27 protein-coding genes are annotated in these 25,601 nt (G+C 46.2%); 21 read left to right on the forward strand and 6 right to left on the reverse strand.

Going from position 1 to position 25,601, the window contains the following annotated elements; all coding sequences use genetic code 11:
• Positions 1 to 786 carry a glucose 1-dehydrogenase gene (gene gdh / locus NYE53_RS02250; RefSeq protein ID WP_327829653.1) on the forward strand — a complete coding sequence of 262 codons (786 nt, stop codon included), beginning with the start codon at positions 1 to 3 and terminating at the stop codon, positions 784 to 786.
• 44 nt (positions 787 to 830) lie between these two features.
• On the opposite strand, the gene NYE53_RS02255 is transcribed toward gdh, so the two are convergent.
• Genes NYE53_RS02255 through ycnK form a run of 3 tightly spaced genes read right to left on the reverse strand, consistent with a single transcriptional unit; the run spans position 831 to position 3,690 of the window.
• Positions 831 to 1,445, reverse strand: coding sequence for a DUF1775 domain-containing protein (locus tag NYE53_RS02255; protein WP_339247021.1), 615 nt, complete (start codon positions 1,443 to 1,445; stop codon positions 831 to 833).
• 12 nt (positions 1,446 to 1,457) lie between these two features.
• Positions 1,458 to 3,083, reverse strand: coding sequence for a copper transporter YcnJ (ycnJ, locus tag NYE53_RS02260; RefSeq protein WP_339248478.1), 1,626 nt, complete (start codon positions 3,081 to 3,083; stop codon positions 1,458 to 1,460).
• A gap of 34 nt (positions 3,084 to 3,117) precedes the next feature.
• Positions 3,118 to 3,690: a copper uptake transcriptional regulator YcnK gene (gene ycnK, locus NYE53_RS02265; RefSeq protein ID WP_339247024.1), complete on the reverse strand. Its 573-nt coding sequence runs from the start codon at positions 3,688 to 3,690 to the stop codon at positions 3,118 to 3,120.
• A 164-nt stretch (positions 3,691 to 3,854) separates the two neighbouring features.
• On the opposite strand from ycnK, the gene NYE53_RS02270 reads away from it, so the two are divergent.
• The 6 genes from NYE53_RS02270 (at position 3,855) to lepB (ending at position 9,248) form a co-directional block, all read left to right on the forward strand.
• Positions 3,855 to 4,208, forward strand: a complete 354-nt coding sequence (locus NYE53_RS02270) for a hypothetical protein (protein WP_015382782.1) — start codon at positions 3,855 to 3,857, stop codon at positions 4,206 to 4,208.
• Between the two features lie 172 nt (positions 4,209 to 4,380).
• Positions 4,381 to 5,817: a PTS mannitol transporter subunit IICB gene (locus tag NYE53_RS02275; protein ID WP_010886406.1), complete on the forward strand. Its 1,437-nt coding sequence runs from the start codon at positions 4,381 to 4,383 to the stop codon at positions 5,815 to 5,817.
• Positions 5,818 to 5,841: 24 nt separating this feature from the next.
• The gene (locus tag NYE53_RS02280; protein WP_327829655.1) at positions 5,842 to 6,273 is read left to right on the forward strand and encodes a PTS sugar transporter subunit IIA; all 432 of its coding nucleotides are present in this window, start codon (positions 5,842 to 5,844) and stop codon (positions 6,271 to 6,273) included.
• Between the two features lies 1 nt (position 6,274).
• Positions 6,275 to 7,396 carry a mannitol-1-phosphate 5-dehydrogenase gene (locus NYE53_RS02285; RefSeq protein ID WP_038829066.1) on the forward strand — a complete coding sequence of 374 codons (1,122 nt, stop codon included), beginning with the start codon at positions 6,275 to 6,277 and terminating at the stop codon, positions 7,394 to 7,396.
• 90 nt (positions 7,397 to 7,486) lie between these two features.
• Complete coding sequence (locus tag NYE53_RS02290) at positions 7,487 to 8,551, forward strand: tartrate dehydrogenase (RefSeq protein ID WP_003234436.1); 1,065 nt, start codon at positions 7,487 to 7,489, stop codon at positions 8,549 to 8,551.
• Between the two features lie 133 nt (positions 8,552 to 8,684).
• Positions 8,685 to 9,248, forward strand: a complete 564-nt coding sequence (gene lepB, locus NYE53_RS02295) for a signal peptidase I (RefSeq protein ID WP_339247027.1) — start codon at positions 8,685 to 8,687, stop codon at positions 9,246 to 9,248.
• A 68-nt stretch (positions 9,249 to 9,316) separates the two neighbouring features.
• Here the strand turns inward: lepB and NYE53_RS02300 are convergent, their stop codons facing one another.
• Positions 9,317 to 9,925, reverse strand: coding sequence for a dienelactone hydrolase family protein (locus NYE53_RS02300; RefSeq protein WP_339247029.1), 609 nt, complete (start codon positions 9,923 to 9,925; stop codon positions 9,317 to 9,319).
• Positions 9,926 to 10,010: 85 nt separating this feature from the next.
• Between NYE53_RS02300 and NYE53_RS02305 the strand changes: the two genes are divergently transcribed.
• The gene (locus tag NYE53_RS02305; protein WP_339247032.1) at positions 10,011 to 10,403 is read left to right on the forward strand and encodes a 3-hydroxyacyl-ACP dehydratase FabZ family protein; all 393 of its coding nucleotides are present in this window, start codon (positions 10,011 to 10,013) and stop codon (positions 10,401 to 10,403) included.
• 32 nt (positions 10,404 to 10,435) lie between these two features.
• On the opposite strand, the gene NYE53_RS02310 is transcribed toward NYE53_RS02305, so the two are convergent.
• A complete protein-coding gene (locus tag NYE53_RS02310; RefSeq protein WP_003234425.1) occupies positions 10,436 to 10,600 on the reverse strand; it encodes a hypothetical protein in 165 nt (54 codons plus the stop codon).
• Between the two features lie 132 nt (positions 10,601 to 10,732).
• On the opposite strand from NYE53_RS02310, the gene NYE53_RS02315 reads away from it, so the two are divergent.
• The 9 genes from NYE53_RS02315 to NYE53_RS02355 all read left to right on the forward strand — a co-directional run bounded on the left by NYE53_RS02315 (position 10,733) and on the right by NYE53_RS02355 (position 18,155).
• The gene (locus tag NYE53_RS02315; protein WP_003234424.1) at positions 10,733 to 11,482 is read left to right on the forward strand and encodes a phosphoglycolate phosphatase; all 750 of its coding nucleotides are present in this window, start codon (positions 10,733 to 10,735) and stop codon (positions 11,480 to 11,482) included.
• Between the two features lie 205 nt (positions 11,483 to 11,687).
• Entirely contained in the window at positions 11,688 to 12,461 is a 774-nt protein-coding gene (pxpA, locus tag NYE53_RS02320; RefSeq protein WP_339247035.1) for a 5-oxoprolinase subunit PpxA, read from the forward strand.
• Between the two features lie 14 nt (positions 12,462 to 12,475).
• Positions 12,476 to 13,690, forward strand: coding sequence for an NRAMP family divalent metal transporter (locus tag NYE53_RS02325; protein WP_251187237.1), 1,215 nt, complete (start codon positions 12,476 to 12,478; stop codon positions 13,688 to 13,690).
• Positions 13,691 to 13,713: 23 nt separating this feature from the next.
• Positions 13,714 to 14,487, forward strand: coding sequence for a putative hydro-lyase (locus NYE53_RS02330; RefSeq protein ID WP_010886407.1), 774 nt, complete (start codon positions 13,714 to 13,716; stop codon positions 14,485 to 14,487).
• 44 nt (positions 14,488 to 14,531) lie between these two features.
• The gene (gene pxpB, locus NYE53_RS02335; RefSeq protein WP_339247038.1) at positions 14,532 to 15,254 is read left to right on the forward strand and encodes a 5-oxoprolinase subunit B; all 723 of its coding nucleotides are present in this window, start codon (positions 14,532 to 14,534) and stop codon (positions 15,252 to 15,254) included.
• Between the two features lie 2 nt (positions 15,255 to 15,256).
• A complete protein-coding gene (pxpC, locus tag NYE53_RS02340) occupies positions 15,257 to 16,264 on the forward strand; it encodes a 5-oxoprolinase subunit PxpC (RefSeq protein WP_339248480.1) in 1,008 nt (335 codons plus the stop codon).
• Positions 16,265 to 16,279: 15 nt separating this feature from the next.
• Entirely contained in the window at positions 16,280 to 17,032 is a 753-nt protein-coding gene (locus NYE53_RS02345; protein WP_014478857.1) for an IclR family transcriptional regulator, read from the forward strand.
• Positions 17,033 to 17,095: 63 nt separating this feature from the next.
• Entirely contained in the window at positions 17,096 to 17,737 is a 642-nt protein-coding gene (gene lipC, locus NYE53_RS02350) for a spore germination lipase LipC (RefSeq protein ID WP_339247041.1), read from the forward strand.
• A gap of 172 nt (positions 17,738 to 17,909) precedes the next feature.
• On the forward strand, positions 17,910 to 18,155 hold the full coding sequence (locus NYE53_RS02355; RefSeq protein WP_003240256.1) for a YczI family protein: 246 nt from the start codon (positions 17,910 to 17,912) through the stop codon (positions 18,153 to 18,155).
• A gap of 5 nt (positions 18,156 to 18,160) precedes the next feature.
• On the opposite strand, the gene NYE53_RS02360 is transcribed toward NYE53_RS02355, so the two are convergent.
• Positions 18,161 to 18,448 (reverse strand): antibiotic biosynthesis monooxygenase, encoded by a 288-nt coding sequence (locus NYE53_RS02360; protein WP_014478859.1) that lies wholly within the window; start codon positions 18,446 to 18,448, stop codon positions 18,161 to 18,163.
• A gap of 150 nt (positions 18,449 to 18,598) precedes the next feature.
• Here NYE53_RS02360 and pbpC point away from each other — a divergent pair, with 150 nt between their 5' ends.
• From pbpC to mtlR, 4 genes are all read left to right on the forward strand, one after another.
• A complete protein-coding gene (pbpC, locus tag NYE53_RS02365) occupies positions 18,599 to 20,605 on the forward strand; it encodes a penicillin-binding protein 3 (RefSeq protein ID WP_339247044.1) in 2,007 nt (668 codons plus the stop codon).
• A 100-nt stretch (positions 20,606 to 20,705) separates the two neighbouring features.
• Complete coding sequence (locus NYE53_RS02370) at positions 20,706 to 21,608, forward strand: aldo/keto reductase family oxidoreductase (protein ID WP_339247046.1); 903 nt, start codon at positions 20,706 to 20,708, stop codon at positions 21,606 to 21,608.
• A 127-nt stretch (positions 21,609 to 21,735) separates the two neighbouring features.
• Positions 21,736 to 23,088, forward strand: coding sequence for an IS1182 family transposase (locus NYE53_RS02375; RefSeq protein ID WP_024713943.1), 1,353 nt, complete (start codon positions 21,736 to 21,738; stop codon positions 23,086 to 23,088).
• A 288-nt stretch (positions 23,089 to 23,376) separates the two neighbouring features.
• Positions 23,377 to 25,461, forward strand: a complete 2,085-nt coding sequence (gene mtlR / locus NYE53_RS02380; protein ID WP_339247048.1) for a mannitol operon transcriptional activator MtlR — start codon at positions 23,377 to 23,379, stop codon at positions 25,459 to 25,461.
• Positions 25,462 to 25,601 lie beyond the last annotated feature (140 nt).

A 25,601-nucleotide genomic window follows, 5' to 3' on the forward strand; every position in this document is an offset into this window, starting at 1 on the left:
ATGTATCCGGATTTAAAAGGAAAAGTCGTCGCTATTACAGGAGCTGCTTCAGGGCTCGGAAAGGCAATGGCCATTCGCTTCGGCAAGGAGCAGGCAAAAGTGGTTATCAACTATTATAGTGATAAACAAGATCCGAACGAGGTAAAAGAAGAGGTCATCAAGGCGGGCGGTGAAGCTGTTGTCGTCCAAGGAGATGTCACGAAAGAGGAAGATGTAAAAAATATCGTGCAAACGGCAATTAAAGAGTTCGGCACACTCGATATTATGATTAATAATGCCGGCCTTGAAAATCCTGTGCCATCTCACGAAATGCCGCTTAAGGATTGGGATAAAGTCATCGGCACGAACTTAACAGGTGCCTTTTTAGGAAGCCGTGAAGCGATTAAATATTTCGTAGAAAACGATATCAAGGGAAATGTCATCAACATGTCCAGCGTGCATGAAAGGATTCCGTGGCCGTTATTTGTCCACTATGCAGCTAGTAAAGGCGGAATTAAGCTGATGTCTGAAACGTTGGCTTTGGAATACGCGCCGAAGGGCATTCGCGTCAACAATATCGGGCCAGGTGCGATCAACACGCCAATCAATGCTGAAAAATTCGCTGACCCTAAACAGAAAGCAGATGTAGAAAGCATGATTCCGATGGGCTATATCGGCGAACCGGAGGAAATCGCAGCAGTAGCGGTGTGGCTTGCTTCGAAGGAATCCAGCTACGTCACAGGCATTACGCTGTTTGCGGACGGCGGAATGACGAAATATCCTTCCTTCCAGGCAGGCCGCGGTTAAACATAAAAAGCGACCCAGACATGACATCTGGATCGCTTTTTTTATTAGGCGCGTTTTTTCTTAACAAGCGCTGCTACAGATAAAATAATGGCAGCCGCAGACAGCACAATCGCTGTAATGTCTAGAGCTGAAGAACCTGAGTTTTCGGAATCGTCTTCTGTTTTCGTGGCACCGTGCTCATCTGTCACTTGTTTTGCAGACGTGATGTTTGTAATGGAATGAGGTGTATCGGCATCCTCGTCACCTGTCCACTCAACAATGCTGCCGTCTTTGTAATATTGGTATGCGTCCCAAGCAGCTTTCTCCGCTTTGTCAGGGTTTTTGGCAACAAAGGTAAACTGCTGGAACTGTCCTTCCTGAATGCCTCCGTCAGTCGCCTCCCATGTCACGGACACTGATTTGTCATCATGTTTTTGAGTGGAAACCTTCCAGCCCGGAATTGGCTCATATTGCTGGAATTCAACATCCTTCGGCATTTTGAGGACAACCTTCGTTGTCGGCAGATTTTTCTCAGAAGGAACCTTCATCGTATACGTTTCCCAAGAGCCTGCAGCAGACTCAGCCGGTTTTACAGAAACATGCGCGCTGGCAGGGGCCGTAAAGAATAAGAGGGAGCCGACAATAGCCGGACATAGTGTCAATGCGATTTTTTTCAACAACGTAAACACTCCTTAATTGGTCTTTGTAAACATGATATTGATTTCGTTAAAGTCGCCGGTCAGGCCGTGGACTTTGATCTTCCAGTTTCCTTTTTCATTAATCGACAGGTTTTGATCCTGGAAGACGCCTTTTGTTTTTTCTTTTAATGTAAAGGTGCTTTTGTTTTCGCTGCCTGACAGGCCTGTTTTATAAACGGTTAACGTGATTTGCTGGATGTTTTTCACGGGAGCTCCGTTATGGTCGGTGACACGCAGCTCAAAAACATTTTTTCCGGGCTGGTTTGGGCTGATGCTGAGAGAAACGCTTTGTCCGTTCTCAATCGCTTTGGTTTGGTAGAACGGTTCCGGCGCTGGCTCAGGCGGGCTTGGCAGGCTTGTAAACACGGCAGCTGTGATCAATACAGCGATGCCGATTGCCCACTCCGCTTTCAACGTTCGGCTGATTCCTGTGCGGCGCTGCTTTCTGGTAAGCAGAAAATGAATCGCACCTAAGACCAGCATGAAAACAAACAGCCCGCTTTTCACTAAAAGAGCTTGGCCGTACGCTGTATGGAACAGAGAATCCATTGAACGAATGATGAAAAATCCATTGAGCAAGCCTGAAAACAAAATGACGCCGACTGCAGTGAGCGCCCATGGAGAGAACCGTCTGACCGTCTCCCACGCGAGCGTTTTGTCAGGCTGCCTCCATTCTTTTGAGAGCAGCAAAACGAGTGCCGCTATTCCGCCGACCCAGATGGAAGCGGAAGTTAAATGAAGGAAATCCATCAAAATGCCGACCGTTTTTTCTTCAACGACAGCAGCATGCCCGGTAAACGCCTTGGCAAGCAGGAGACCGAAAAAGAAAATGAGCGGCGCTGTCCAATAGCCAAAGGATGAAAAGCGGTTTTTCCGTATCGCAGGGATGACAGACAGTGCGAGCAGCACGAACAGCGCGGCCTGTATGATCCAAATGGAGCCGCCTGCTGTCTCAAACAGTGTTTCTCTGATGTAGCCCGGCTGGAATGCGCTGCCCCAGCCGCCGCCTGCGTTCGCTTTTGTCTGAATCGGGAGCTGAAGCAAAAGCGCCAGCCCCAGTGCTGCGATCGAGCCGGTCAGGATACGTCTCGTCCGTTTGACGAGCTGTTCTGATTTCCCTTTATACCAGAAAAGATGGAAGAAAACTGTTCCGATAAACAGAGATAGGGCTGTATACAGAATCGCGCGATCTGCTGCTGTTCCCGGATTCAGCGCTGAGTCGGCTGCTTTTTGGCTGCTGAATCCGCCATCCGCTTTCCCGATGCTGAACGGAATGACGCCGGAAACAGGATGCCCGTCCGCGGATACGGCATTCCATTCCGCTCTGTACACATCATGAGGCAGATTCTTTTTCAGCTTCACTGTCATGATGTGCTGATTATCTTTTTTGATTTCAGTCTTGTCCGTATCCACACGGTCGCCGTTTGAATTATAGACTTTAATGTAATGAAACCCTTCTTCAACCGGTTCATTAAATTCGATTTCCACCTGTGCAGGGGCGCTTTTTAATTCGCTGTTTTCCCCAGGTGTAGATTTGACAATATAGGCGTGAGCAAAGCTTGTTTTCGGCAGGAAAACAAGAAATAGCAGAAGGATGATCCACCATCTGTTTCGCTTCATCACTCAGACACCACCTTCCGCTGTATGTGTTGTGTTATTTCTTGGTGCAGGTGCAGCGTTTCTTTCTGTCTTGAAGCATGTCTTCCAGCGCTTGGTCGAAAGTGCGGACGGCTCCGCCGAATCCTTTTTGAAATCGTTCGGCATGATCGAGTGTTGCAAACGGAATGGCCTGCGGCTGGCAGCAGTGCAGGTTTAATTCAGCATTTACGACGAAATAAGCCGAACCGGCACTGACGGTTGTCTGTAACAGAAAATCTCTGCAAATCAAGTGTGAAACCTCTTCCGTTTTATCCGCGTAACGCAAAAATGCGCAATGTGCGCAGCATAGCTGTTCAATGTCTTGGTTTACCGTAATCAGCTGAACCGAATGAGCTTGATTGACGGGCTTCAAGCAATAGCTGCACATATGATCCGTTTGAGGTGTTCGGGCGGGGAGCGTGATGCCGCCGGCGGTTTTTATGACTTGATTTGACTGAACCAGCTGATTGACATCTCTGTATACCGTCATTTCCGAAACGCCAAACCTTGTGCTGATGTCAGAAATTCTGAGCGCGCCTTCTTCTTTCAGCCACTTCAGTATGTGTTGCTGTCTATTAATCGGAAGCATTCATACACCCTCTTCATTAAGATCTATTTAAGCGTAGAGGATTTTAGAGACAGAGACAAGTAAGCTGATGATAAAAAATGTGAAAATGTGTTGAACAGCAACAAAACGAAACAGAAGGGACTCTGGTATAATAGACATATGGAATAGAAAGTGAGGAATACCCTATGAAAGAAACACCATGCCCGAACTGCGGCAAACCTTTGACAGGCGACATGGTCAGATCATCAAATGTGCCTTGTCAATTTCGCTGCGGACACTGCCGGGAACGGCTTTATGAATATAAAATATCAGCTCCGATTATGCTGGTATCATTAGCGGCCATTGTGCTGCTCATTTATCTTTTGCTGCTCCTCCGCAATGCGGCAGGTTCAATGCTGCCGGCTGTACAGCACGTGCCAATGGCTGTTTTTGCGCTTGTGTGCGCCTATCCCGTTTTTATTGTGAGTGAGCGAATGATCGCAAAGTACGTGATTCAAAACGGCAACATTATTTATAGAGGAAAAAGAAAAGGCTCCTGAAACCAGGAGCCTTTTTATTTTTAAAAAATTGTCACAGTCATGTGCCAAAGTCCTCTTTACTTTCAATTGTATAGGGACTGTAAGCGTTTTAACATAGAGTCAAAGGGAAGCATCATTCTCTGAACATATTTTTGTATCTTACAGCGACAAACAAAACAGGGAGGGTTTATATATGCAGCAGCAAGAACAGCAGCAAGGCGGCATGAAAGTGAAAGTGCAGCGCTTTGGGAGTTATTTGAGCGGAATGATCATGCCGAATATCGGCGCGTTTATCGCGTGGGGTATCATTACCGCGCTGTTTATTCCGGCAGGATGGTTTCCGAATGAACAGCTGAACACGCTGGTCAGCCCGATGATTACGTATTTATTGCCGCTTTTGATAGCGTATACAGGCGGAAAAATGATCTACGACCACCGCGGCGGAGTTGTCGGAGCGACAGCGGCAATTGGGGTGATTGTCGGATCGGATATTCCAATGTTTTTAGGCGCAATGATTATGGGTCCGCTTGGCGGATACCTCATTAAACAGACTGATAAATTATTCAAGGATAAAGTCAAGCAAGGCTTTGAAATGCTGATCAACAACTTTACGGCAGGGATTGTCGGCGCGGCTTTAACGATTCTCGCGTTTTACGCCATCGGCCCGGTTGTCTTGACGCTAAATAAATTGCTGGCGGCTGGTGTGGAAGTCATTGTACACGCGAATTTACTGCCGGTAGCCAGTGTTTTTGTAGAACCGGCGAAAGTGTTGTTCCTTAACAACGCCATAAACCATGGAATCTTAAGCCCGATCGGAATCGAGCAAGCATCTCAAACAGGAAAATCAATTCTGTTTTTAGTAGAAGCAAACCCTGGACCGGGGCTCGGCATTTTGCTGGCGTACATGTTCTTTGGCAAAGGATCTTCAAAATCAACGGCTCCCGGTGCGGCGATCATCCATTTCTTCGGCGGGATTCACGAGATTTACTTCCCGTACATTCTGATGAAACCGGCCCTGATTCTCGCAGCCATTGCCGGCGGAGCAAGCGGACTCTTAACGTTTACGATCTTTAATGCCGGACTTGTCGCGGCAGCGTCACCGGGAAGCATTATCGCATTGATGGCAATGACGCCAAGAGGAGGCTATTTCGGCGTATTGGCGGGTGTATTGGTCGCTGCAGCTGTATCGTTCATCGTTTCAGCAGTGATCCTGAAATCCTCAAAAGCTAGTGAAGAAGACCTGGCTGCCGCAACAGAAAAAATGCAGTCCATGAAGGGGAAGAAAAGCCAAGCAGCAGCTGCTTTAGAGGCGGAACAAGCCAAAGCAGAAGAAGCGTCTGAGCTGTCTCCTGAAAGCGTGAACAAAATTATCTTTGCGTGTGATGCGGGAATGGGATCAAGTGCCATGGGGGCATCCATCTTAAGAAACAAAGTGAAAAAAGCGGAGCTTGACATCAGTGTGACCAACACGGCCATTAACAATCTGCCAAGCGATGCGGATATTGTCATCACCCACAAAGATTTAACAGACCGCGCGAAAGCAAAGCTGCCGAACGCGACGCACATATCAGTGGATAACTTCTTAAACAGCCCGAAATACGATGAGCTGATTGAAAAGCTGAAAAAGTAATCTTATAGAAAGAGAGTGATACTCATGCAAGTACTCGCAAAGAAAAATATTAAACTCAATCAAACGGTATCATCAAAAGAAGAGGCCATCAAATTGGCAGGCCAGACGCTGATTGACAACGGCTACGTGACAGAGGATTACATTAGCAAAATGTTTGAACGTGAAGAAACGTCTTCTACGTTTATGGGGAATTTCATTGCCATTCCACACGGCACAGAAGAAGCGAAAAGCGAGGTGCTCCACTCTGGAATTTCAATCATACAAATTCCAGAGGGCGTTGAGTACGGAGAAGGCAACACGGCAAAAGTGGTATTCGGCATTGCGGGTAAAAATAATGAGCATTTAGACATTTTGTCTAATATCGCCATTATCTGTTCAGAAGAAGAAAACATTGAACGCCTGATCTCCGCTAAAAGCGAAGAAGATTTGATCGCCATTTTCAACGAGGTGAACTGACATGATCGCCTTACATTTCGGTGCGGGAAATATCGGGAGAGGGTTTATCGGCGCGCTGCTTCATCACTCCGGCTATGATGTGGTGTTTGCGGATGTAAACGACACGATGGTCAGCCTCCTCAACGAAAAAAAAGAATACACAGTCGAACTGGCAGAAGAGGGACGTTCATCAGAGGTCATTGGCCCGGTCAGTGCGATTAACAGCGGCAGTCAGCCCGAAGAGCTGTACCGGCTGATGAATGAGGCGGCGCTTATCACAACAGCTGTCGGCCCGAATGTGCTGAAGCTGATTGCTCCGTCTATCGCAGAAGGTTTAAGACGGAGAAACACTGCAAACACACTGAATATCATTGCCTGCGAAAATATGATTGGCGGCAGCAGCTTCTTAAAGAAAGAGATATACAGCCATTTAACGGAAGCAGAGCAGAAATCCGTCAGTGAAACGGTAGGTTTTCCGAATTCTGCCGTTGACCGGATCGTCCCGATTCAGCATCATGAAGACCCGCTGAAAGTATCGGTTGAACCATTTTTTGAATGGGTCATTGATGAATCAGGCTTTAAAGGGAAAACACCAGTCATAAACGGCGCACTGTTTGTTGATGATTTAACGCCGTACATCGAACGGAAGCTGTTTACGGTCAATACCGGACACGCGGTGACAGCGTATGTCGGCTATCAGCGCGGACTCAAGACGGTCAAAGAAGCAATTGATCATCCGGAAATCCGCCGTGTCGTTCATTCGGCGCTGCTTGAAACTGGTGACTATCTCGTCAAATCGTATGGCTTTAAGCAAACTGAACACGAACAATATATCAAAAAAATCATCGGTCGCTTTGAAAATCCTTTCATTTCGGACGATGTGACCCGCGTAGCGAGGTCACCTCTCAGAAAACTGGGAGAAAATGATAGGCTTGTAGGCCCGGCAAAGAAAATAAAAGAACCGAATGCACTGGCGGAAGGAATTGCCGCAGCACTGCGCTTCGATTTCACCGGTGACCCTGAAGCGGTTGAACTGCAAGCGCTGATCGAAGAAAAAGGATACAGCGGCGTACTTCAAGAGGTGTGCGGCATTCAGTCCCATGAACCGTTGCACGCCATCATTTTAAAGAAACTTAATCAATAACCGATCACCCGTGACACAATGTCACGGGCTTTTTTTACTATCTCGCAATCTAGTATAATAGAAAGCGCTTACGAAAACAGGGGAAGGAGAATGACAATGAAACAATTCGAGATTGCGGCAATACCGGGAGACGGTGTAGGAAAAGAGGTTGTAGCGGCTGCTGAGAAAGTGCTTCATACAGCGGCTGAGGTACACGGAGGTTTGTCATTCTCATTCACGGCTTTTCCATGGAGCTGTGATTATTACTTGGAGCACGGCAAAATGATGCCCGAAGATGGAATACATACGCTTACTCAATTTGAAGCGGTTTTTTTGGGAGCCGTCGGAAATCCGAAGCTGGTTCCCGATCATATATCGTTATGGGGACTGCTGCTGAAAATCCGGAGGGAGCTTGAGCTTTCCATTAATATGAGACCCGCCAAACAAATGGCAGGCATTACGTCGCCGCTTCTGCATCCAAATGATTTTGACTTCGTGGTGATTCGCGAGAACAGTGAAGGTGAATACAGTGAAGTCGGCGGGCGCATTCACAGAGGCGATGATGAAATCGCCATCCAGAATGCCGTGTTTACGAGAAAAGCGACAGAACGTGTCATGCGCTTTGCCTTCGAATTGGCGAAAAAACGGCGCAGCCATGTGACAAGCGCCACAAAGTCTAACGGCATTTATCACGCGATGCCGTTTTGGGATGAAGTCTTTCAGCAGACAGCCGCTGATTATAGCGGAATCGAAACATCATCTCAGCATATTGATGCGCTGGCCGCTTTTTTTGTGACGCGTCCGGAAACGTTTGATGTCATTGTGGCGAGCAACTTGTTCGGTGATATTTTAACCGACATCAGCTCAAGCCTGATGGGAAGCATCGGCATTGCGCCTTCTGCGAACATCAATCCATCCGGCAAATATCCGTCCATGTTTGAACCGGTTCACGGCTCAGCTCCTGACATTGCCGGACAGGGCCTTGCCAATCCGATTGGCCAGATTTGGACAGCGAAGCTGATGCTCGACCACTTCGGAGAGGAAGAGCTGGGGGCGAAAATTCTGGATGTAATGGAGCAAGTGACTGCCGACGGCATCAAAACACGCGACATTGGGGGACAAAGCACAACGGCTGAGGTCACTGATGAAATCTGTTCACGCTTAAGAAAGCTCTGATGAATCAGGCCGGGGCAGCCATCTGCCCCGGCCTGTCCATTTCCTTACGAAAATTTCCACGAAAGTCTAACCAAGCAGTTCCAAATGCTGTATAATAATTTGGGATTCTTAGGAAAGCATCGGGTGAAGGAAGTTGAATGCAAAAACAATCACGTTAAAGAAAAAAAGAAAAATCAAAACGATCGTTGTACTCAGTATCATTATGATCGCAGCTCTCATTTTTACGATCAGATTGGTGTTTTACAAGCCTTTTCTTATTGAAGGATCATCAATGGCCCCAACGCTTAAAGACTCAGAAAGAATTCTGGTTGATAAAGCAGTCAAATGGACTGGCGGGTTTCACAGAGGCGACATCATAGTCATTCATGACAAAAAGAGCGGCCGCTCATTTGTCAAACGTTTAATAGGTTTGCCTGGTGACAGCATTAAAATGAAAAATGATCAGCTATACATAAATGATAAAAAGGTGGAAGAACCGTACTTAAAGGAACAACAACAAGAGGTCAAAGAGTCGGGTGTAACCTTAACGAGTGACTTCGAAGTTGAGGTTCATACCGGTAAATATTTTGTAATGGGAGATAACCGTCTCAATTCACTGGATAGCAGAAACGGAATGGGCATGCCTTCTGAAGACGATATCATCGGTACTGAATCTCTCGTCTTTTATCCATTCGGTGAGATGAGACAGGCAAAATAAAGCTCAGTGCAACAAAGAACATGGGACGTACGGAACCAAAAAACGCGATAATAAAGTACTGTAAGCGATTAAAAAATTTCTGATGAAACAGGGCGGAGCCGTTTTTCCGCCCTGTTTTTTATGATAGAAAGCGTTTGGAAGAAAAGGGCCCTGTTGAAATAAACAGAATCAGGATTGGCGAAGCTGTGAAGCGCATCGAATTGATAAATCTCAAGATGGGTATGCTGTTTTTCCCGCAGTTTTTTGATAAGAAGCGCTACGTCAAACGACGGCTCATAATTAGGGAAAAACAATAGGACCGGGCAGGCTGGCACGTGATGAAGAGAGTCGCGTATCCGGGAACCGTAATAACAAACCGATCCGCTCACCTCAGGCATACTGCTGCATTTCCATGCGATAGTAGCCCCCACGCTGAATCCAATCACAAAGATGTGCCGTCCGGCGTTTTGCCTGATCACATTCTGGATGATGGTTTCTCCCTTTTTCAGCCGTTCGTGTTTTGTAAATTGTTCGTATGCCGTTTTTTCTTCTTGCAGTGTGTAGACTTCATCCTCGCCGAGCAGGTTGGGCGTCAACACATCATATCCAGCCATTTTGATCAGCCGGCCCATCTTTTTCATATGGCTGTTTACACCGTATATTTCGTGTACGAGAATGACAAGCGGTTTTGGGGACATAACGGCCTCCTTTTTTGTTTTTTCCATTATATCCTATCGTTTCACTTTAGGCTGAGATATAATGGTCAAAAAAAGGAGATATAAAATGAACTCATTATCTTTGCCTCACCGCTATCCATTTTTGTTTATTGATGGCGTGACGGATAGCGAGCCCGGCAAACACGCGGCAGCTTATAAGCTGATTAGTGAGAACGACTGGTTTATCACTGATACGCAAACAGAAATGCCATTTTCGCTTGTGATTGAAGCGCTTGCGCAAACCGCGGCTTTTGCAGGAATTACAGATGAGAACAGCTTGGGATTATTGTCTTCGGTGAAGAAAGCGGAAAAGCTGGGAGAAGCTGTGCCCGGTGACCGGCTTGATCTTACGTTTGAAGTCACGCGCAATCGGCGCGGGTTTGTGTTCGGACATGCCAAGGCATCAGTTGGAGAGCAGCCTGTTGCTGAAGCTGAAATCGGCATCTATATTGAAAAATGAAAAAAACCCTTCACAACATTTTGTGAGGGGTTCTATTTTGTGTCGTAATCCCGTTCGCTTTGAGAGTTATCTCTTTGCTGGCGTTTGTGTTTTTCATCATTCATATTTTCCTTCAGCTCTTCATTAGGAATCGGATCGGTTAAGTCGTTGTGCTCGGGGTTTTCATTTGGTTTGTTTTGCTGTTTTTTTTCTGTCATGTTTGATCACCTCACCGTTTGTTTTCCTCTTATCCATTCTCCTCAAACATAGGAAATCGCTTTTTTGTCCCGCTGGGTATAATGTATTAGAATAGAGAGAAGCACAACAAAAAGATAAAGAGAGGTACATATATGTCTGTTCAAAGAGAAGATGTAGATATCAAGCTGATCGCAATTGATATGGATGGTACACTGCTGAACGACGAGCAGCTGATCTCGGATGAAAACCGCAAAGCCATTCGTGAAGCGGAGGATAAAGGTGTGTATGTGGTGATCAGCACGGGCCGGACGCTGATGACGTGCAGGGAGCTGGCGGAATCGCTAAAGCTGTCATCCTTTCTAATCACGGCAAACGGCAGTGAAATTTGGGATTCGAATTTTAATTTGGTGGAACGGAAGCTGCTTCATACGGACCATATTCAAATGATGTGGGATTTGCGGAATAAGCACAACACTAATTTCTGGGCTTCTACGGTGAATAAAGTATGGAGAGGCGAGTTTCCGGAAAACATTACGGATCATGAATGGCTCAAATTCGGCTTTGACATCGAGGATGACGATATCCGAAACGAAGTGCTTGAGGAGCTGAGAAAAAACAAAGAGCTCGAAATCACAAATTCAAGTCCGACAAACATTGAAGTCAACGCGCTTGGCATCAACAAAGCTGCAGCCCTTGCCAAGGTTACGGAAAAACTCGGCTTTACAATGGAGAATGTGATGGCGATGGGCGACAGCCTTAATGACATTGCGATGATCAAAGAAGCGGGTCTTGGCGTCGCAATGGGCAATGCGCAAGACATCGTAAAAGAAACGGCTGATTATATCACGGATACAAATATTGAGGATGGTGTCGCTAAAGCGATTCGCCATTGGGTACTATAAAAAAAGAGAGTCCTAAGATGGACTCTCTTTTTTAGTTTGGCAGGTTTTATTCTGGGACCATGGTAGGTTTTCTGACAAAAGTATTTCACAAACTGATATGATTCACTTATAATGAAATAAAGTTCAAAAATTCGGAATAGTCGTTCCGAATTTCGGGACAATAAATGACATAAAGCATATCGTTTGCTTTGGCAGGAGGGATTCTGTGTTTCAGATTGATTTAAACTGTGATTTAGGAGAAAGCTTCGGAGCCTACAAGATAGGCCTTGACCAAGATATTTTAGAGTATGTGACATCAGCGAATATCGCATGCGGATTTCATGCAGGAGATCCTAGTGTTATGCGAAAAACCGTCGCGCTTGCAGCAGAAAGAGGCGTGAAAATGGGTGCGCATCCGGGCTTGCCGGATTTACTCGGTTTTGGGCGCCGCAATATGGCGATTTCTCCTGAGGAAGCGTATGATCTTGTCGTTTATCAAATTGGCGCGCTCTCTGGCTTTCTAAAAGCAGAGGGACTTCACATGCAGCACGTCAAGCCGCATGGCGCTTTATACAATATGGCGGCAGTCGATCAAAAACTGTCGGATGCTATCGCGAAAGCTGTCTATAAGATTGATCCAGGCCTGATTCTTTGCGGTCTTGCTGAGAGTGAGCTTGTAAAAGCGGGAGAACGGATCGGACTTCAGACCGCAAATGAAGTGTTCGCCGACAGAACATACCAATCGGACGGCACGCTGACACCGCGCTCCCAGCCGGACGCACTCATTGAAAGTGATGATGCCGCCGTCACCCAGGTCATCAAAATGGTGAAAGAAGGGGCGGTCAAATCTCAGCAAGGACATGATGTGTCATTAAAAGCAGATACAGTCTGCATTCATGGAGATGGAGCCCATGCGCTGACATTTGCGCAAAAAATCAGAAAACAGCTCAAAGCGGCTGAAATTGAAGTGACGGCTATTTCAGAACAGAGGTCAACATAAAGGAGGAACAATAGATGGAGCAGCAGAAAAAGACAGCAGGAAAAAAAGCGGGCAGCTGGTCATTGCTGATGGGCGCCGCCTTTTTAATGGCGACATCAGCAATCGGACCGGGTTTCCTCACCCAAACCGCAACATTCACAAACACACTCGCAGCAAGCTTCGGTTTTGTCATCTTAATCTCTATTATTTTAGATATTTTCGCCCAAACCAATGTGTGGCGCATCATCGCAGTTTCTGGAAAACGAGGTCAGGAAATTGCGAATATGGTGCTTCCCGGATTGGGGTATTTCATCGCCATTCTCGTCGTGCTTGGCGGACTAGCTTTTAATATTGGGAATATCGGAGGGGCCGGGCTGGGGCTTCAGGTGCTGTTCGGCATTACACCTGAAACAGGCGCCTTAATCAGTGCCGTTATCGCCATTTTGATTTTTGTCATCAAGGAAGCAGGAAAAGCGATGGACCGTTTTACGCAAATCGCGGGATTCGTGATGATTATTTTAACGGTCTACGTTGCGGCGACGACAGCTCCTCCGGTCGGACAGGCAGTCGCAAATACATTCGTCCCGGAACACATCAGCATATTTGCCATTGTTACCCTAGTGGGCGGAACCGTCGGCGGTTATATCACATTTGCCGGGGGACACCGTTTGCTTGATGCCGGAATTAAAGGGAAGGAATCCATTCCGCAGGTGACAAAAAGCTCGGTTGTCGGCATTTTAATTACATCTGTCATGCGTATCGCTCTTTTTCTTGCGGTTCTAGGCGTTGTATCGAAAGGCCTGCACATCGATGAAAGCAACCCGGCGGCTTCTGTCTTCAAGCTGGCTGCTGGAAATGTCGGTTATAAAATTTTCGGATTGATCATGTGGTCTGCGGCGATTACGTCTGTTATTGGAGCAGCCTATACATCTGTTTCATTTTTCAAGACCTTTTCTCCAAAAATTGAAAAGAATTCACGCAGTATTATTATCGGATTTATTGTGGTTTCTACGTTAGCTTTTGTCACAATCGGCCAGCCTGCGAAGATCCTCGTCCTTGTCGGTTCACTGAACGGCTTAATTCTGCCGATTGCGCTCGGAACGCTGCTTGTTGCCGCCTACAAGAAAAACATTGTCGGTGATTATAAGCATCCGCTTTGGCTGACAAGCACAGGCGCGCTTGTAGTGATTGTAATGGCAGTTATGGGAATCTACACGTTATGTACACAACTTCCTCAATTGTGGAGCTGATATAAGTGGAGCAATTAAACAAAATGGCGCCGAAGGATGTACGCGCCCTGATACGAGAGGGGAAAATAAACGGGCCGACCGCAGGCATGTCCGGCGGCTACGCCCAAGCGAATCTTGTGGTTTTGAAAAAGGACCTTGCGTTTGATTTTCTGCTGTTTTGCCAGCGAAATCAAAAGCCCTGCCCCGTGCTGGATGTGACTGAAGCAGGTTCGCCTGTGCCGTCTCTGGCTGCGCCTGATGCTGATATCAGAACGGACTTTCCGAAATACCGTATTTACAGGCACGGTATCTTAACGGAAGAAGTATCTGATATTACGCCATACTGGGAGGACGATTTTGTCGGCTTTCTGATCGGATGCAGTTTCTCCTTTGAACAGGCACTGATCAATAATGGGATAGCTGTCCGGCATATTGATGAGGGGACAAACGTCTCGATGTATAAAACGAATATCGATTGTGTTCCGGCGGGGGCGTTTCACGGACAGATGGTTGTCAGCATGAGGCCGGTTCCTGAACGGCTGGCTGTACGTGCCGCACAAGTGACCTCGCGTTTTCCGGCTGTGCACGGAGGGCCGATCCATATTGGCAATCCGGGAGCAATCGGGATTCGCGATCTCGGGAAACCGGATTTCGGAGATGCCGTTTCCATTCGTGACGGCGAGGTTCCTGTTTTTTGGGCATGCGGGGTGACCCCGCAAGCCGTGGCTATGAATGTAAAGCCTGAAATGGTCATCACACATGCGCCGGGGCATATGCTCATCACAGATATTCGAGACGAGTCGCTTGCGGTGCTGTAGCCTCTCGTCATCCTGTTGAACGAGAAATAAAAGAGGTGAGAAAGATGACTGTACGATATCAAATCGAACAGCTCGGTGATTCTGCAATGATGATCCGATTCGGAGAAGAAATCAATGAACAGGTCAACGGCATTGTCCATGCCGCGGCCGCTTATATAGAAGAACAGTCATTTCCGGGATTCATTGAATGTATCCCGGCTTTTACAAGTCTAACCGTATTTTATGATATGTATGAAGTGTACAAGCATTTGCCTCAAGGCATAAGCTCACCTTTTGAGAGTGTCAAGCGCGATGTCGAAGAGCGGCTGGTAGAAATAGCCGAAGACTATGAGGTCAACCGCCGTATTGTAGAAATTCCCGTCTGCTATGGCGGTGAATTCGGTCCGGATTTAGAAGAGGTGGCGAAAATCAATCAGCTGTCACCGGAGGAAGTAATCGACATTCATACAAACGGTGAATATGTGGTGTATATGCTTGGCTTCGCGCCCGGTTTTCCTTTTCTAGGCGGGATGTCAAAACGCATTGCAGCTCCGAGAAAATCATCGCCAAGACCGTCGATTCCCGCAGGTTCGGTCGGTATTGCGGGATTGCAGACAGGCGTTTATCCGATTTCAACGCCGGGCGGCTGGCAGCTGATCGGCAAAACGCCGCTGGCTCTTTTCCGGCCGCAGGAAAACCCGCCGACATTGCTGCGGGCGGGAGATATTGTGAAATTCGTTCGCATCTCAGAAAAAGACTATCACGCCTATAAGGAGGAGTCCAATTGAGCATGAAAGTATTAAAGCCCGGACTGCTCACAACGGTTCAGGATATAGGCAGAACGGGTTACCAAAAATACGGCGTTCTGGCCAGCGGCGCTATGGACACGGTTTCACTGCGCATTGCCAATTTGTTGATAGGAAACGGCGAAAATGAAGCAGGTCTCGAAATAACGATGATGGGGCCCGGTCCGTCGTTTCATTTTTCAAAACAGACACTGATTGCTGTGACAGGGGCGGACTTCACGCTGCGTATTAATGACGAGGAAGCGCCTTTATGGAAGCCTGTGCTCATCAAGGAAAACAGCACGGTCAGCTTTGGCCCCTGCAAACTCGGCAGCCGTGCTTATTTGGCGGCAGCCGGCGGCATCGAGGTGCCTGCCGTCATGGAAAGTAAAAGCACATACGTCAGAGGAAGCATCGGCGGACTTCATGGCAGAGCGCTTCAAAAAGAAGATGAACTGAACATTGGAGAGATGTCAGCTCTTTCGCAAACCATCCTTTCCCGCTTAAGTTCGCAGCTTGGAAAACAGGGATTTGCAGCACCGAAGTGGTCAGTCAGCCGCGGCAGATTTCTGCCATTGAAGAAGAATCCCATCATTCGGGTGCTGGAAGGAAAGCAATTTGCCTTTTTCACAGAAGAATCAAAAACGCGTTTTTATGAAGAAGCATTTCGTGTCACACCGCAGTCCGACCGTATGGGCTACAGGCTCAAAGGAGAACCGCTCGAACTGAAGGCCCCGCTTGAGATGGTGTCGGAAGCGGTTTCATTCGGAACAGTTCAGGTGCCGCCTGACGGCAACCCGATTATCCTGCTTGCAGACCGGCAGACGACTGGCGGCTATCCGAGGATCGCGCACATCATATCCGCTGATCTTCCGATTGTTTCCCAAATCATGCCGGGCGAGCACGTTCAGTTTGAGCCTGTGTCCCTTCAGGAGGCAGAAGCGCTTGCGGTAGAACGGGAACAGCATATAAAAGAACTGAAAACGAGAATGAAGATGGAATGGCTGACATAGCAAAGGGGATGAATGATGCAGAATAAAAATAAAACCGTAGTCAAATCTATGGCGCTGCTTAATTTGTTTTTGCATAAACCAAGCCTAACCTTAAGTGAACTGGTGTCGCTGACGGGAATGCCTAAGACCTCTGTTCACCGGATGGTCAGCTCCTTGGAGGAAATGGGGTTCCTCAGCCGGGATGCATCCGGCGCTTATTCGCTGGGATTGGTGTTTTTGGAATTCGGACAGCTTGTCGCTGACAGGCTGGATATCAGAAAAATAGCGAAACCGGTAATGGAAGAGCTGTGCCGGGAAGTGGATGAGGCCGTGCAGTTGATCATGAGGGACGGCAATGAAGCGATATACGTTGAGAAAATAGAAGGGACACAGACTGTGCGGCTGTATACGGCGATCGGCAGGCGTTCCCCCCTATACGCGGGAGCGTGCGCCAGAAGCATTCTGTCCTTTCTTCCCCGTGAAGAAATCGAAGCATACATCAAACAAACCGAGCTCATTTCGATTGGCTCCGGAACGATTACCGATCCCGAGAAACTGCTTCAGGAGATTGATGCCTCTGTGCAAAATGGCTATACTGTCAGCTATTCAGAGCTCGAAAACTATACGGCGGCGATCGGCGCCCCGATCTTTAACCATAAGCGCCAGGTGGCAGCCGGCATTAGCATTGCAGGCTTTGAAGCGAGATTTACAGAAGACAGGCTGCCCTATTTAACAGAAAAGGTGAAGGACGCCGCTTTACAGATTTCAAGAAAAATAGGATATACATAAGTAGCCAATCTTTTCTCTGCTGCGTACATTAACGTATCGACGTTCAAGAGTGGAGGAAAGAACATGGTGCTTCGATATACAGCTCTGGGCGATTCCTTGACGACAGGGAGAGGCTCCGGGCTGTTTTCACCCGGCTTCGTCCAGCGTTTTGGGGACTTGATGGAAGCTGACTTGAAAACAAGAACGGCAATAAACATATTTGCCAGATCAGGCCTGAATACAGAAGAGATTTTGGGACTCCTGTCATATCCCTATGTGCAAAAATGCATTCGAGATGCTGATATGATAACGATCACAGGGTGCGGAAACGATCTTATCGATTCGGTCTTAGCCTACCAAACCTCTAAGGATGAAACGATTTTCAGCTGTGTATCCGCCCATTGCCATGAGAATTTTGAAAAGATGATTGCCAAAATCGCCGAGATTAAAGGAGAAAATCCTTCCCCGTACGCCATCCGAGTGTTCAACTTATACAATCCGTTTCCCGGCATTGAAATCGCCGGCAAATGGATCACATCCTTTAATTCACATTTAGAAACACTTGCATCAGCACCCCATGTCAAAATCGCGGATGCCTATAGCATCTTCAAAGGCAAGGAGCGGGAATATCTGTCCTTTGACGGTGTCCATCCGAACTGCAAAGGCTATCAAGCGATGGCTGAAGCCGTTCACAAGTTAGGCTATAAAGAACTATCAGTTTCATAAAAAACGCGCCTCATGACAGGCGCGTTTTTTATGTGTGATCGAAATATTAAAAGAAACTTAAAATTCTCTGTCTTCTGTTCTACAGACAAACAAAGTGCGCTAGAATAATGGAGGACGTAGGCAAATATAGCCATAACGTTCAATATTTCGTATATAAGGAAGGATGGTCCTTTTGTTTCGGATTTTTAAAATGTCTTTTGCGGTTATCATTATTATACTGGCGCTTATTGCTTTTAACTATACGGAACACACCTCTGTTATCCAATCGGTCATGCTCGTCTTTCTTGGCGCGGTCATGTTTATGCAGGGGCTTGAAGAACGCAAAAAAGAAAATGACGGCTCAGGCGCTTTTAATATTTATACCGCCGTTTTTGTATGGTCTGTCTCCCTTATCGGTTTTACACTTCATATTATATAAATCTATTACACATCCTGAAAATGCTCGACCGTCGGGAACGGGGTATAGAATCGATGAAGCAAGGCTTTCCACTCTTGATACTCTGAAGAACCGCGAAAGCCTTCCGTATGGTTCTCAAGTGTTTCCCACTCCACAAGAAGCAGATATTTATGCGTTTCCTCCATGCATTTTGATAACGAGTGAGTGATATAGCCCTTCATGCCGGAAATAATCGGCGCCGCTTGCCGGAATGCATCCTCAAACTCTTGTTCAAGGCCTTCTTTAATGTGAAGCATTGCTGCCTCTCTGACCATGCTATCCCTTCTTTCTGTCTTTTCAAATAGTCTACAGCAAAAGATAGGAGATTTCTGCAAAATCGGTGAACTTTTCCTTCATTTTCAAAAAAATCTTGCACGCACCAATTCAATTAAGAGAAAATAACAAGTGGAAGGCAGGGGAAAGTCATGTTAAAAAAGTGTATTCTACTAGTATTTCTATGCGTCGGATTGATTGGGTTAATCGGATGCTCCAAAACAGATTCACCAGAGGATCGCATGGAAGCATTCGTGAAACAGTGGAACGATCAGCAATTCGATGACATGTATCAAAGCCTGACTAAAGATGTCAAAAAAGAAATCTCCAAAAAAGATTTCGTCAACAGGTATAAAGCCATCTATGAGCAGGCCGGCGTAAAAAATTTGAAAGTCACTGCGGGAGAAGTAGATAAGGACGATCAAGACAACAAGACGATGAAACATATCCCGTATAAAGTCAGCATGAACACAAATGCCGGCAAAGTCAGCTTCAAGAATACTGCTGTGCTGAAATTAGAAAAAACAGATGACGAGGAGTCGTGGAATATAGATTGGGACCCATCGTTTATTTTCAAGCAGCTGGCTGACGACAAAACCGTGCAAATTATGAGCATTGAACCGAAACGAGGCCAAATGTACGATAAAAATGGAAAAGGTTTAGCTGTCAATACAGATGTTCCGGAAATTGGAATTGTTCCCGAAGAGCTTGGCGATAAAAAAGAGAAAGTTATAAAAGAACTCGCCAAAAAACTTGATTTGACTGAAGACGACATCAAGAAAAAGCTGGATCAAGGCTGGGTAAAAGACGATTCGTTTGTGCCGCTCAAAAAGGTCAAGCCTGACCAGGAGAAATTAGTTTCTGAAGCGACGTCATTACAAGGCGTAACAAGAACGAATGTCAGCTCCCGCTACTATCCGTATGGCGAAAAGACAGCCCATTTGACAGGCTATGTCCGCGCCATTACAGCGGAAGAACTGAAGAAAAAGAAAGAAGGAACGTACAGCGATACGTCTAACATCGGTATCGCCGGACTTGAAAATGTGTATGAAGACAAGCTAAGAGGCACAACTGGCTGGAAAATCTACGTGCCGCAAACCGGGGAAGTCATCGCTGAAAAGAAAGCAAAGGACGGCGAGGATCTTCACCTCACAATTGATATCAAAACGCAAACGAAGCTGTATGATGAACTGAAGGATGACAGCGGGGCGGCAGTCGCGCTGCAGCCGAAGACAGGCGAAACACTCGCCCTTGTCAGTGCGCCTTCCTACGATCCAAACGGATTTATTTTCGGCTGGAGCGATAAGGAATGGAAAAAGCTAAACAAAGATAAAAACAATCCGTTTTCAGCGAAATTCAATAAGACATACGCGCCAGGTTCTACCATTAAACCGATTGCGGCTGCTATTGGAATCAAAAACGGCACCCTTAAAGCCGATGAGAAGAAAACAATCAAAGGCAAGGAGTGGCAAAAAGATTCGAGCTGGGGCGGCTATTCAGTGACACGTGTGTCTGAGAGACTTCAACAAGTCGATTTGGAAAACGCCCTTATTACGTCAGACAATATTTATTTTGCCCAAAATGCGCTTGATATGGGAGCGGACACCTTCACAAAAGGCTTAAAAACATTCGGTTTTTCAGAGGACGTTCCGTATGAATTCCCGATCCAGAAATCGTCTATTGCAAATGACAAGCTTGATTCAGACATTTTGCTTGCGGATACAGGCTACGGACAAGGGCAAATGCAAATGTCTCCGCTTCACTTGGCAACTGCTTACACGCCATTTGTTGACAACGGAGACCTTGTCAAACCGACGCTGATCAAAAAAGATTCACAAACAGCTGATGTTTGGCACAAGCAAGTGGTCACCAAGGAAGGAGCGGCAGACATTACAAAAGGTCTGAAAGGCGTTGTGGAAGATGAGCGCGGATCAGCGTATCAGCCTGTCGTGAAAGGAATCACAGTGGCCGGGAAAACAGGAACAGCCGAGCTGAAAACATCAAAAGATGATAAAGACGGCACGGAAAATGGCTGGTTTGTCGGCTACGATTACAAAAACAAAGACCTGCTTGTCGCCATGATGATCCAAAATGTGCAGGACCGCGGCGGCAGCCACTATGTCGTTGAGAAAGCGAAAAAGCAATTTCAATCGAATTAAAATGTCTTTTTAAAAGGAGCGAAAGGAAAAAGGGGATCTGAGGCCGAATGAACTAGTAAGGGGCAAAACCCGGTCTATACAAAGAAAAGAGGGATTTTGCATGCAGCGTATTCAATTGGCGGAGGATCTTCAATTTTCAAGAGTCATACACGGGCTTTGGCGGCTGAATGAATGGAACTATTCCGATGCTGAACTCCTGAGCCTCATTGAATGGTGTATCGATCACGGCATCACGACCTTTGATCATGCGGATATTTATGGAGGCTATACGTGCGAAAAGCTGTTTGGAAACGCCCTTGCCCTTTCGCCTGGATTAAGAGAAAACATAGAGCTGGTCACAAAATGCGGTATCGTTCTTGAATCGCCTGAACGGCCCGCTCACAGATCGCATCATTATAACACAAGCAAATCGCATATTTTGGCATCCGTTGAGCAATCGCTTATGAACTTAAGGACGGATTATATTGATGTGCTGTTGATTCACAGACCGGACCCGCTCATGGATCCGGAGGGGGTAGCAGAGGCGTTTCAGGCCTTGAAATGCTCTGGCAAGGTCAGGTACTTTGGCGTTTCAAATTTTAAAGATCACCAGTATCGGATGCTGGAATCGTATTTGCCTGAGAAGCTCGTAACCAACCAGATTGAGCTTTCCGCATACGAATTAGAAAATATGCTCGACGGCACTTTGAACCTGTGCCAGGAAAAACGGATTCCGCCGATGGCTTGGTCGCCTCTGGCAGGCGGCAAAGTATTCACTGGAAACACGGAAAAAGACCGGCGTGTCCGCACGGCGCTTGAATCCGTTCAAGCAGAGATTGGCGCCGCTTCATTGGACGAGGTGATGTACGCATGGCTGTATACGCATCCGGCCGACATCATGCCGATTGTCGGAAGCGGAAAGCGCGAGCGAATTTCCGCCGCGATAAATGCGTTGTCATACAAGCTTGACCAGGATCAATGGTTCCGCATTTTTACAGCCGTACAGGGTTACGATATTCCATAAAAAGCATCAGCTTACCAGCTGATGCTCAGGCTGTCGAGAAAATCTCGACAGCCTTTATTTTTCCCTTAAAATATCAATTCCCCTGTAATAAAATAAAAGAAAGACTGAAAAGGACGGTGTCTTTCTCATGTTCCACACAAGAAACTCTTCTCAAAACACAGCCGAATTTGTTCTGCTTGACCAACTCGTCGAAGAGGATCACCTGCTTCGAAAAATTGATCAATACATAGACTTCTCTTTCATCATTGAAAAGGTTAAACCTTACTACAGTGAAAACAAAGGCCGCCCCTCACTTGATCCGCTGATTTTATTCAAAATGATGTTTATCGGATACCTCTATGGTATCCGTTCAGAAAGACAGCTCGAAAAAGAAATTTACTACAATATGGCGTACAGATGGTTTCTTGGATTGAACATAAATGATCCAGTTCCGCACCACTCCACCATCAGCTGGAACAGACGCACACGCTTTAAAGATACAACCATCTTCCAAGACATCTTTGATGAGATCGTTCTTCAGGCCATCAACCACGACATGGTGGGCGGACGAGTCCTATTCACTGACTCCACACACCTTAAAGCCAATGCCAACAGGCATAAATACACAAGAAAAACAATTGCGCAGGATACCCAAAACTATATCAAGGATTTAAATGAAGCCATTCAAGAGGATCGGGAGGAACACGGAAAAAAGCCATTAACAGCCAAAGAGGAGGTGAAAGCTGAAAAAGAGATCCGCCACAGTACAACCGATCCGGAAAGTGGCTATCTGTATCGTGAAAACAAACCAGAAGGTTTTTTCTATTTAGATCACCGTACAACAGATATGAAATTCAACATTATCACCGATGCCTATGTCACACCCGGAAATGTCCATGATTCTGTGCCCTATCTTGACCGATTGGATCACCAAATCGCACGATTTGGTTTTCAAGTAGAAGCCGTCGCCCTTGATTCCGGATATTTAACGACTCCGATCTGTAAAGGATTATCTGACCGACAAATCTTTGGTGTCATCGCACATAGACGTTATCACCCTACCCGAGGGTTGTTTCCAAAATGGAAATTTCATTATGACAGTGAACAAGACAGATACATTTGTCCAAATCACCAAACACTTACATACTCAACAACTGACCGAAAAGGCTACCGGTCATACAAATCAAATCCTGAAATATGTTCCTCATGCCCGCTGCTTAAAAACTGTACAAAATCAAAGAATCAGCAGAAAGTGATTACTCGGCATGTATGGGAAGATCATAAAGAAAAGGTCAGACAAAATCGCTTGTCTGTTTCAGGAAAAAACCTCTACAAAAAAAGAAAAGAAAAAATAGAGCGAAGCTTTGCAGATTCAAAACAACTGCACGGGCTTCGCTATTGCAGGTTGAGGGGAAAACGGAATGTGAGCGAACAAGTTCTCCTCACAGCCGCATGCCAAAACATGAAGAAGATTGCCACATACCTAGCCAAGCAAGGCTAGGCATGTGGGAGTGCTTTTTCTGCACCTGAAATCAGATGAATATGTAAAGAAACAGCACAAAACAAAAAAGCTTGTAGAAAAAAACACCGTTTTCTCTACAAGCTGAGCATCAGCTTACCAGCTGATGCTTTTTCAATATTGTCACACCGCTTAGTGCCAAATTACCATTTATAAGTGATTGATTCTTTCTTGAAAGCGTTTTATATTAAAAGGAAACCTCTCTATATCCTCTACTGCATCTCCTTGCGACTTCATCCGCACATCAAGATTGTCTAGGAGGTCTTTTTTATGTATATGACTGCCAGAGAACAAAAGCTGTTAAAGCACTTGTTATTACAAAACAGATATATAACCGTAACTGAGCTTGCTGAGCTGATGGAGGTCAGCACGAGAACCATTCACAGGGAGCTCAAATCAATTAAGCCGCTGATGGAAACCGTCGGGCTTACGCTTGATAAACAGCCCGGCAAAGGGTTGAAAGCAGTTGGAAGTCCCGAAGATAAACAAAAGCTGCTCACCGATTTATCATATGAACACCATGAATACAGCGCGGACGAACGGAAACTGCTCATTCTCTGTTCGCTATTAGAGTCTCAGGAGCCCGTCAAGCTGTACACGCTTGCTCATGATCTTCAGGTGACGAATGCAACGGTCAGCTATGACTTAGATGAGCTCGAGAAGTGGATTTCTCCCTTCGGACTGACACTGATCCGCAAAAGAGGTTTTGGCATCCAGCTCATAGGGCCGGAGAATGCGAAACGGAAAATTGTCGGCAACTTGATTGTGAACCGTCTCGACATCCAAATGTTTTTGGAAGCGGTTGAATTAAACATCAAAGGAAAAACCGATTCTTCAGAGAAAATGTTCGGTGTTGTCAGCAAAGGTGAGCTGCTAAAAATGGAGCGCATCTTATTTCAGCTCAAAGAAAAAATCGCTTTTTCATTGTCCGACAGCTCCTATATAGCGCTCGTCGTCCATCTGACGTATGCGATCGAACGAATTAAGCTTGGGGAAACCATCACCATGGAGCAAAATGAGCTTGAGGAACTGAAGAATGCGAAGGAATACAGCTCTGCTCTTGAAATCGCGGGCGAGCTTGAACGTGCCTTCGGCGTGACGATTCCAGAGGCGGAGGTCGGCTATATTACAATCCACCTTCGAAGCGCCAATCGAAAATACAAAACAGAATACAAAGCGCAGGAAATTGAGCTGGAAACAGCCCTGCAAACAAAGCGGCTCATTGCTTTTATTTCAGACAAAATCAGAATGGATCTGACGAAAAACTACTCTTTATATGAAGGCTTGATTGCCCATTTGGAGCCGGCCGTCAGCCGCATAAAAGAAAATATTGAGATATACAATCCGATGAAGGAACAGATCAAGCGCGATTATTTTTTGCTTTATATGGCGATCGAAGAAGGCGTCGAAAAGTATTTTCCGGGCATGTCCTTTTCTGATGATGAAATCGCTTTTATCGTTCTTCACTTTGGCTCGGCTCTTGAAATCAAAAAAGAAGAAGCAAAAGTGAAAGCGCTTGTCGTCTGCTCAAGCGGGATTGGCTCTTCGAAAATGCTTGCCTCCAGACTGAAAAAAGAGCTGCCGGAAATTGAATCGTTTGATATGTCATCCCTGATCGAGCTAAAGGGGAAGGATGTTCAAGCCTATGATATGATTGTGTCCACTGTACCGATTCCTTATGAAAACATTGATTACATCATGGTCAGCCCGCTGTTAAATGAGGAAGACGCAAACCAGGTCAAGCAGTATATCAAGCGGAAGATTCCCCTTATTCTTAACAAAAAAAGAAGCCCGAAGGAAGAGGCGCAGCAAGCTGATGTACCTGATATGCTGGAAGCGGCGGAAAGCATAGGGCGGTATATGGAAGTTATCCAAGATGTTCTGCGCCATTTTACGCTAGCTCAACTCAAAACAAACCCGGACCATAGCATGCTTCTGCTAGAGCTTTTTCAACAGCTGAAGAAGGATGGCCTGATCTGTAATCCGGAAAAAGCCGCGGTTTGCCTGGCAGAGCGGGAGAAACAAGGGGGATTGGGAATCCCCGGAACAAACATGGCGCTCTATCATCTCAAAAATGATGAAATCGTCCTGCCTTTTTTCAAAATGTTTGATCTCAGCACCTCCTATGAAGTGGATGGCATGGACGGAAATACCCTCAGGATGACACGCATCCTCGTCATGATGGCGCCTAGCTCATTATCTGCTGAAGGCTCGGAGATTTTAAGCGCGATCAGCTCGGCAATTATCGAGAGCGGAGAAAGCATGGCGGGGTTTCAAGAAGAAGGAGAACAAGAATTGTATAAGCGGTTAAACCGCATATTTTTCACATGGATGAAAGAAAAAAACATACTGTAAACCTGCATGGCACACGTCAAAAATTTGGCGTGTGTTTTTCTTTGGACGGGGAACAAAATAAGAAAATGTGGGACTATTTTATCATTCAGTATTGGAATAATTCCAAAATGAAATAGTTTTACAAGTTATCTTTTTTGGGT

It is taken from the genome of Bacillus sp. FSL R5-0523 (assembly GCF_037975295.1).
Taxonomy (GTDB): Bacteria; Bacillota; Bacilli; order Bacillales; family Bacillaceae; genus Bacillus; species Bacillus subtilis.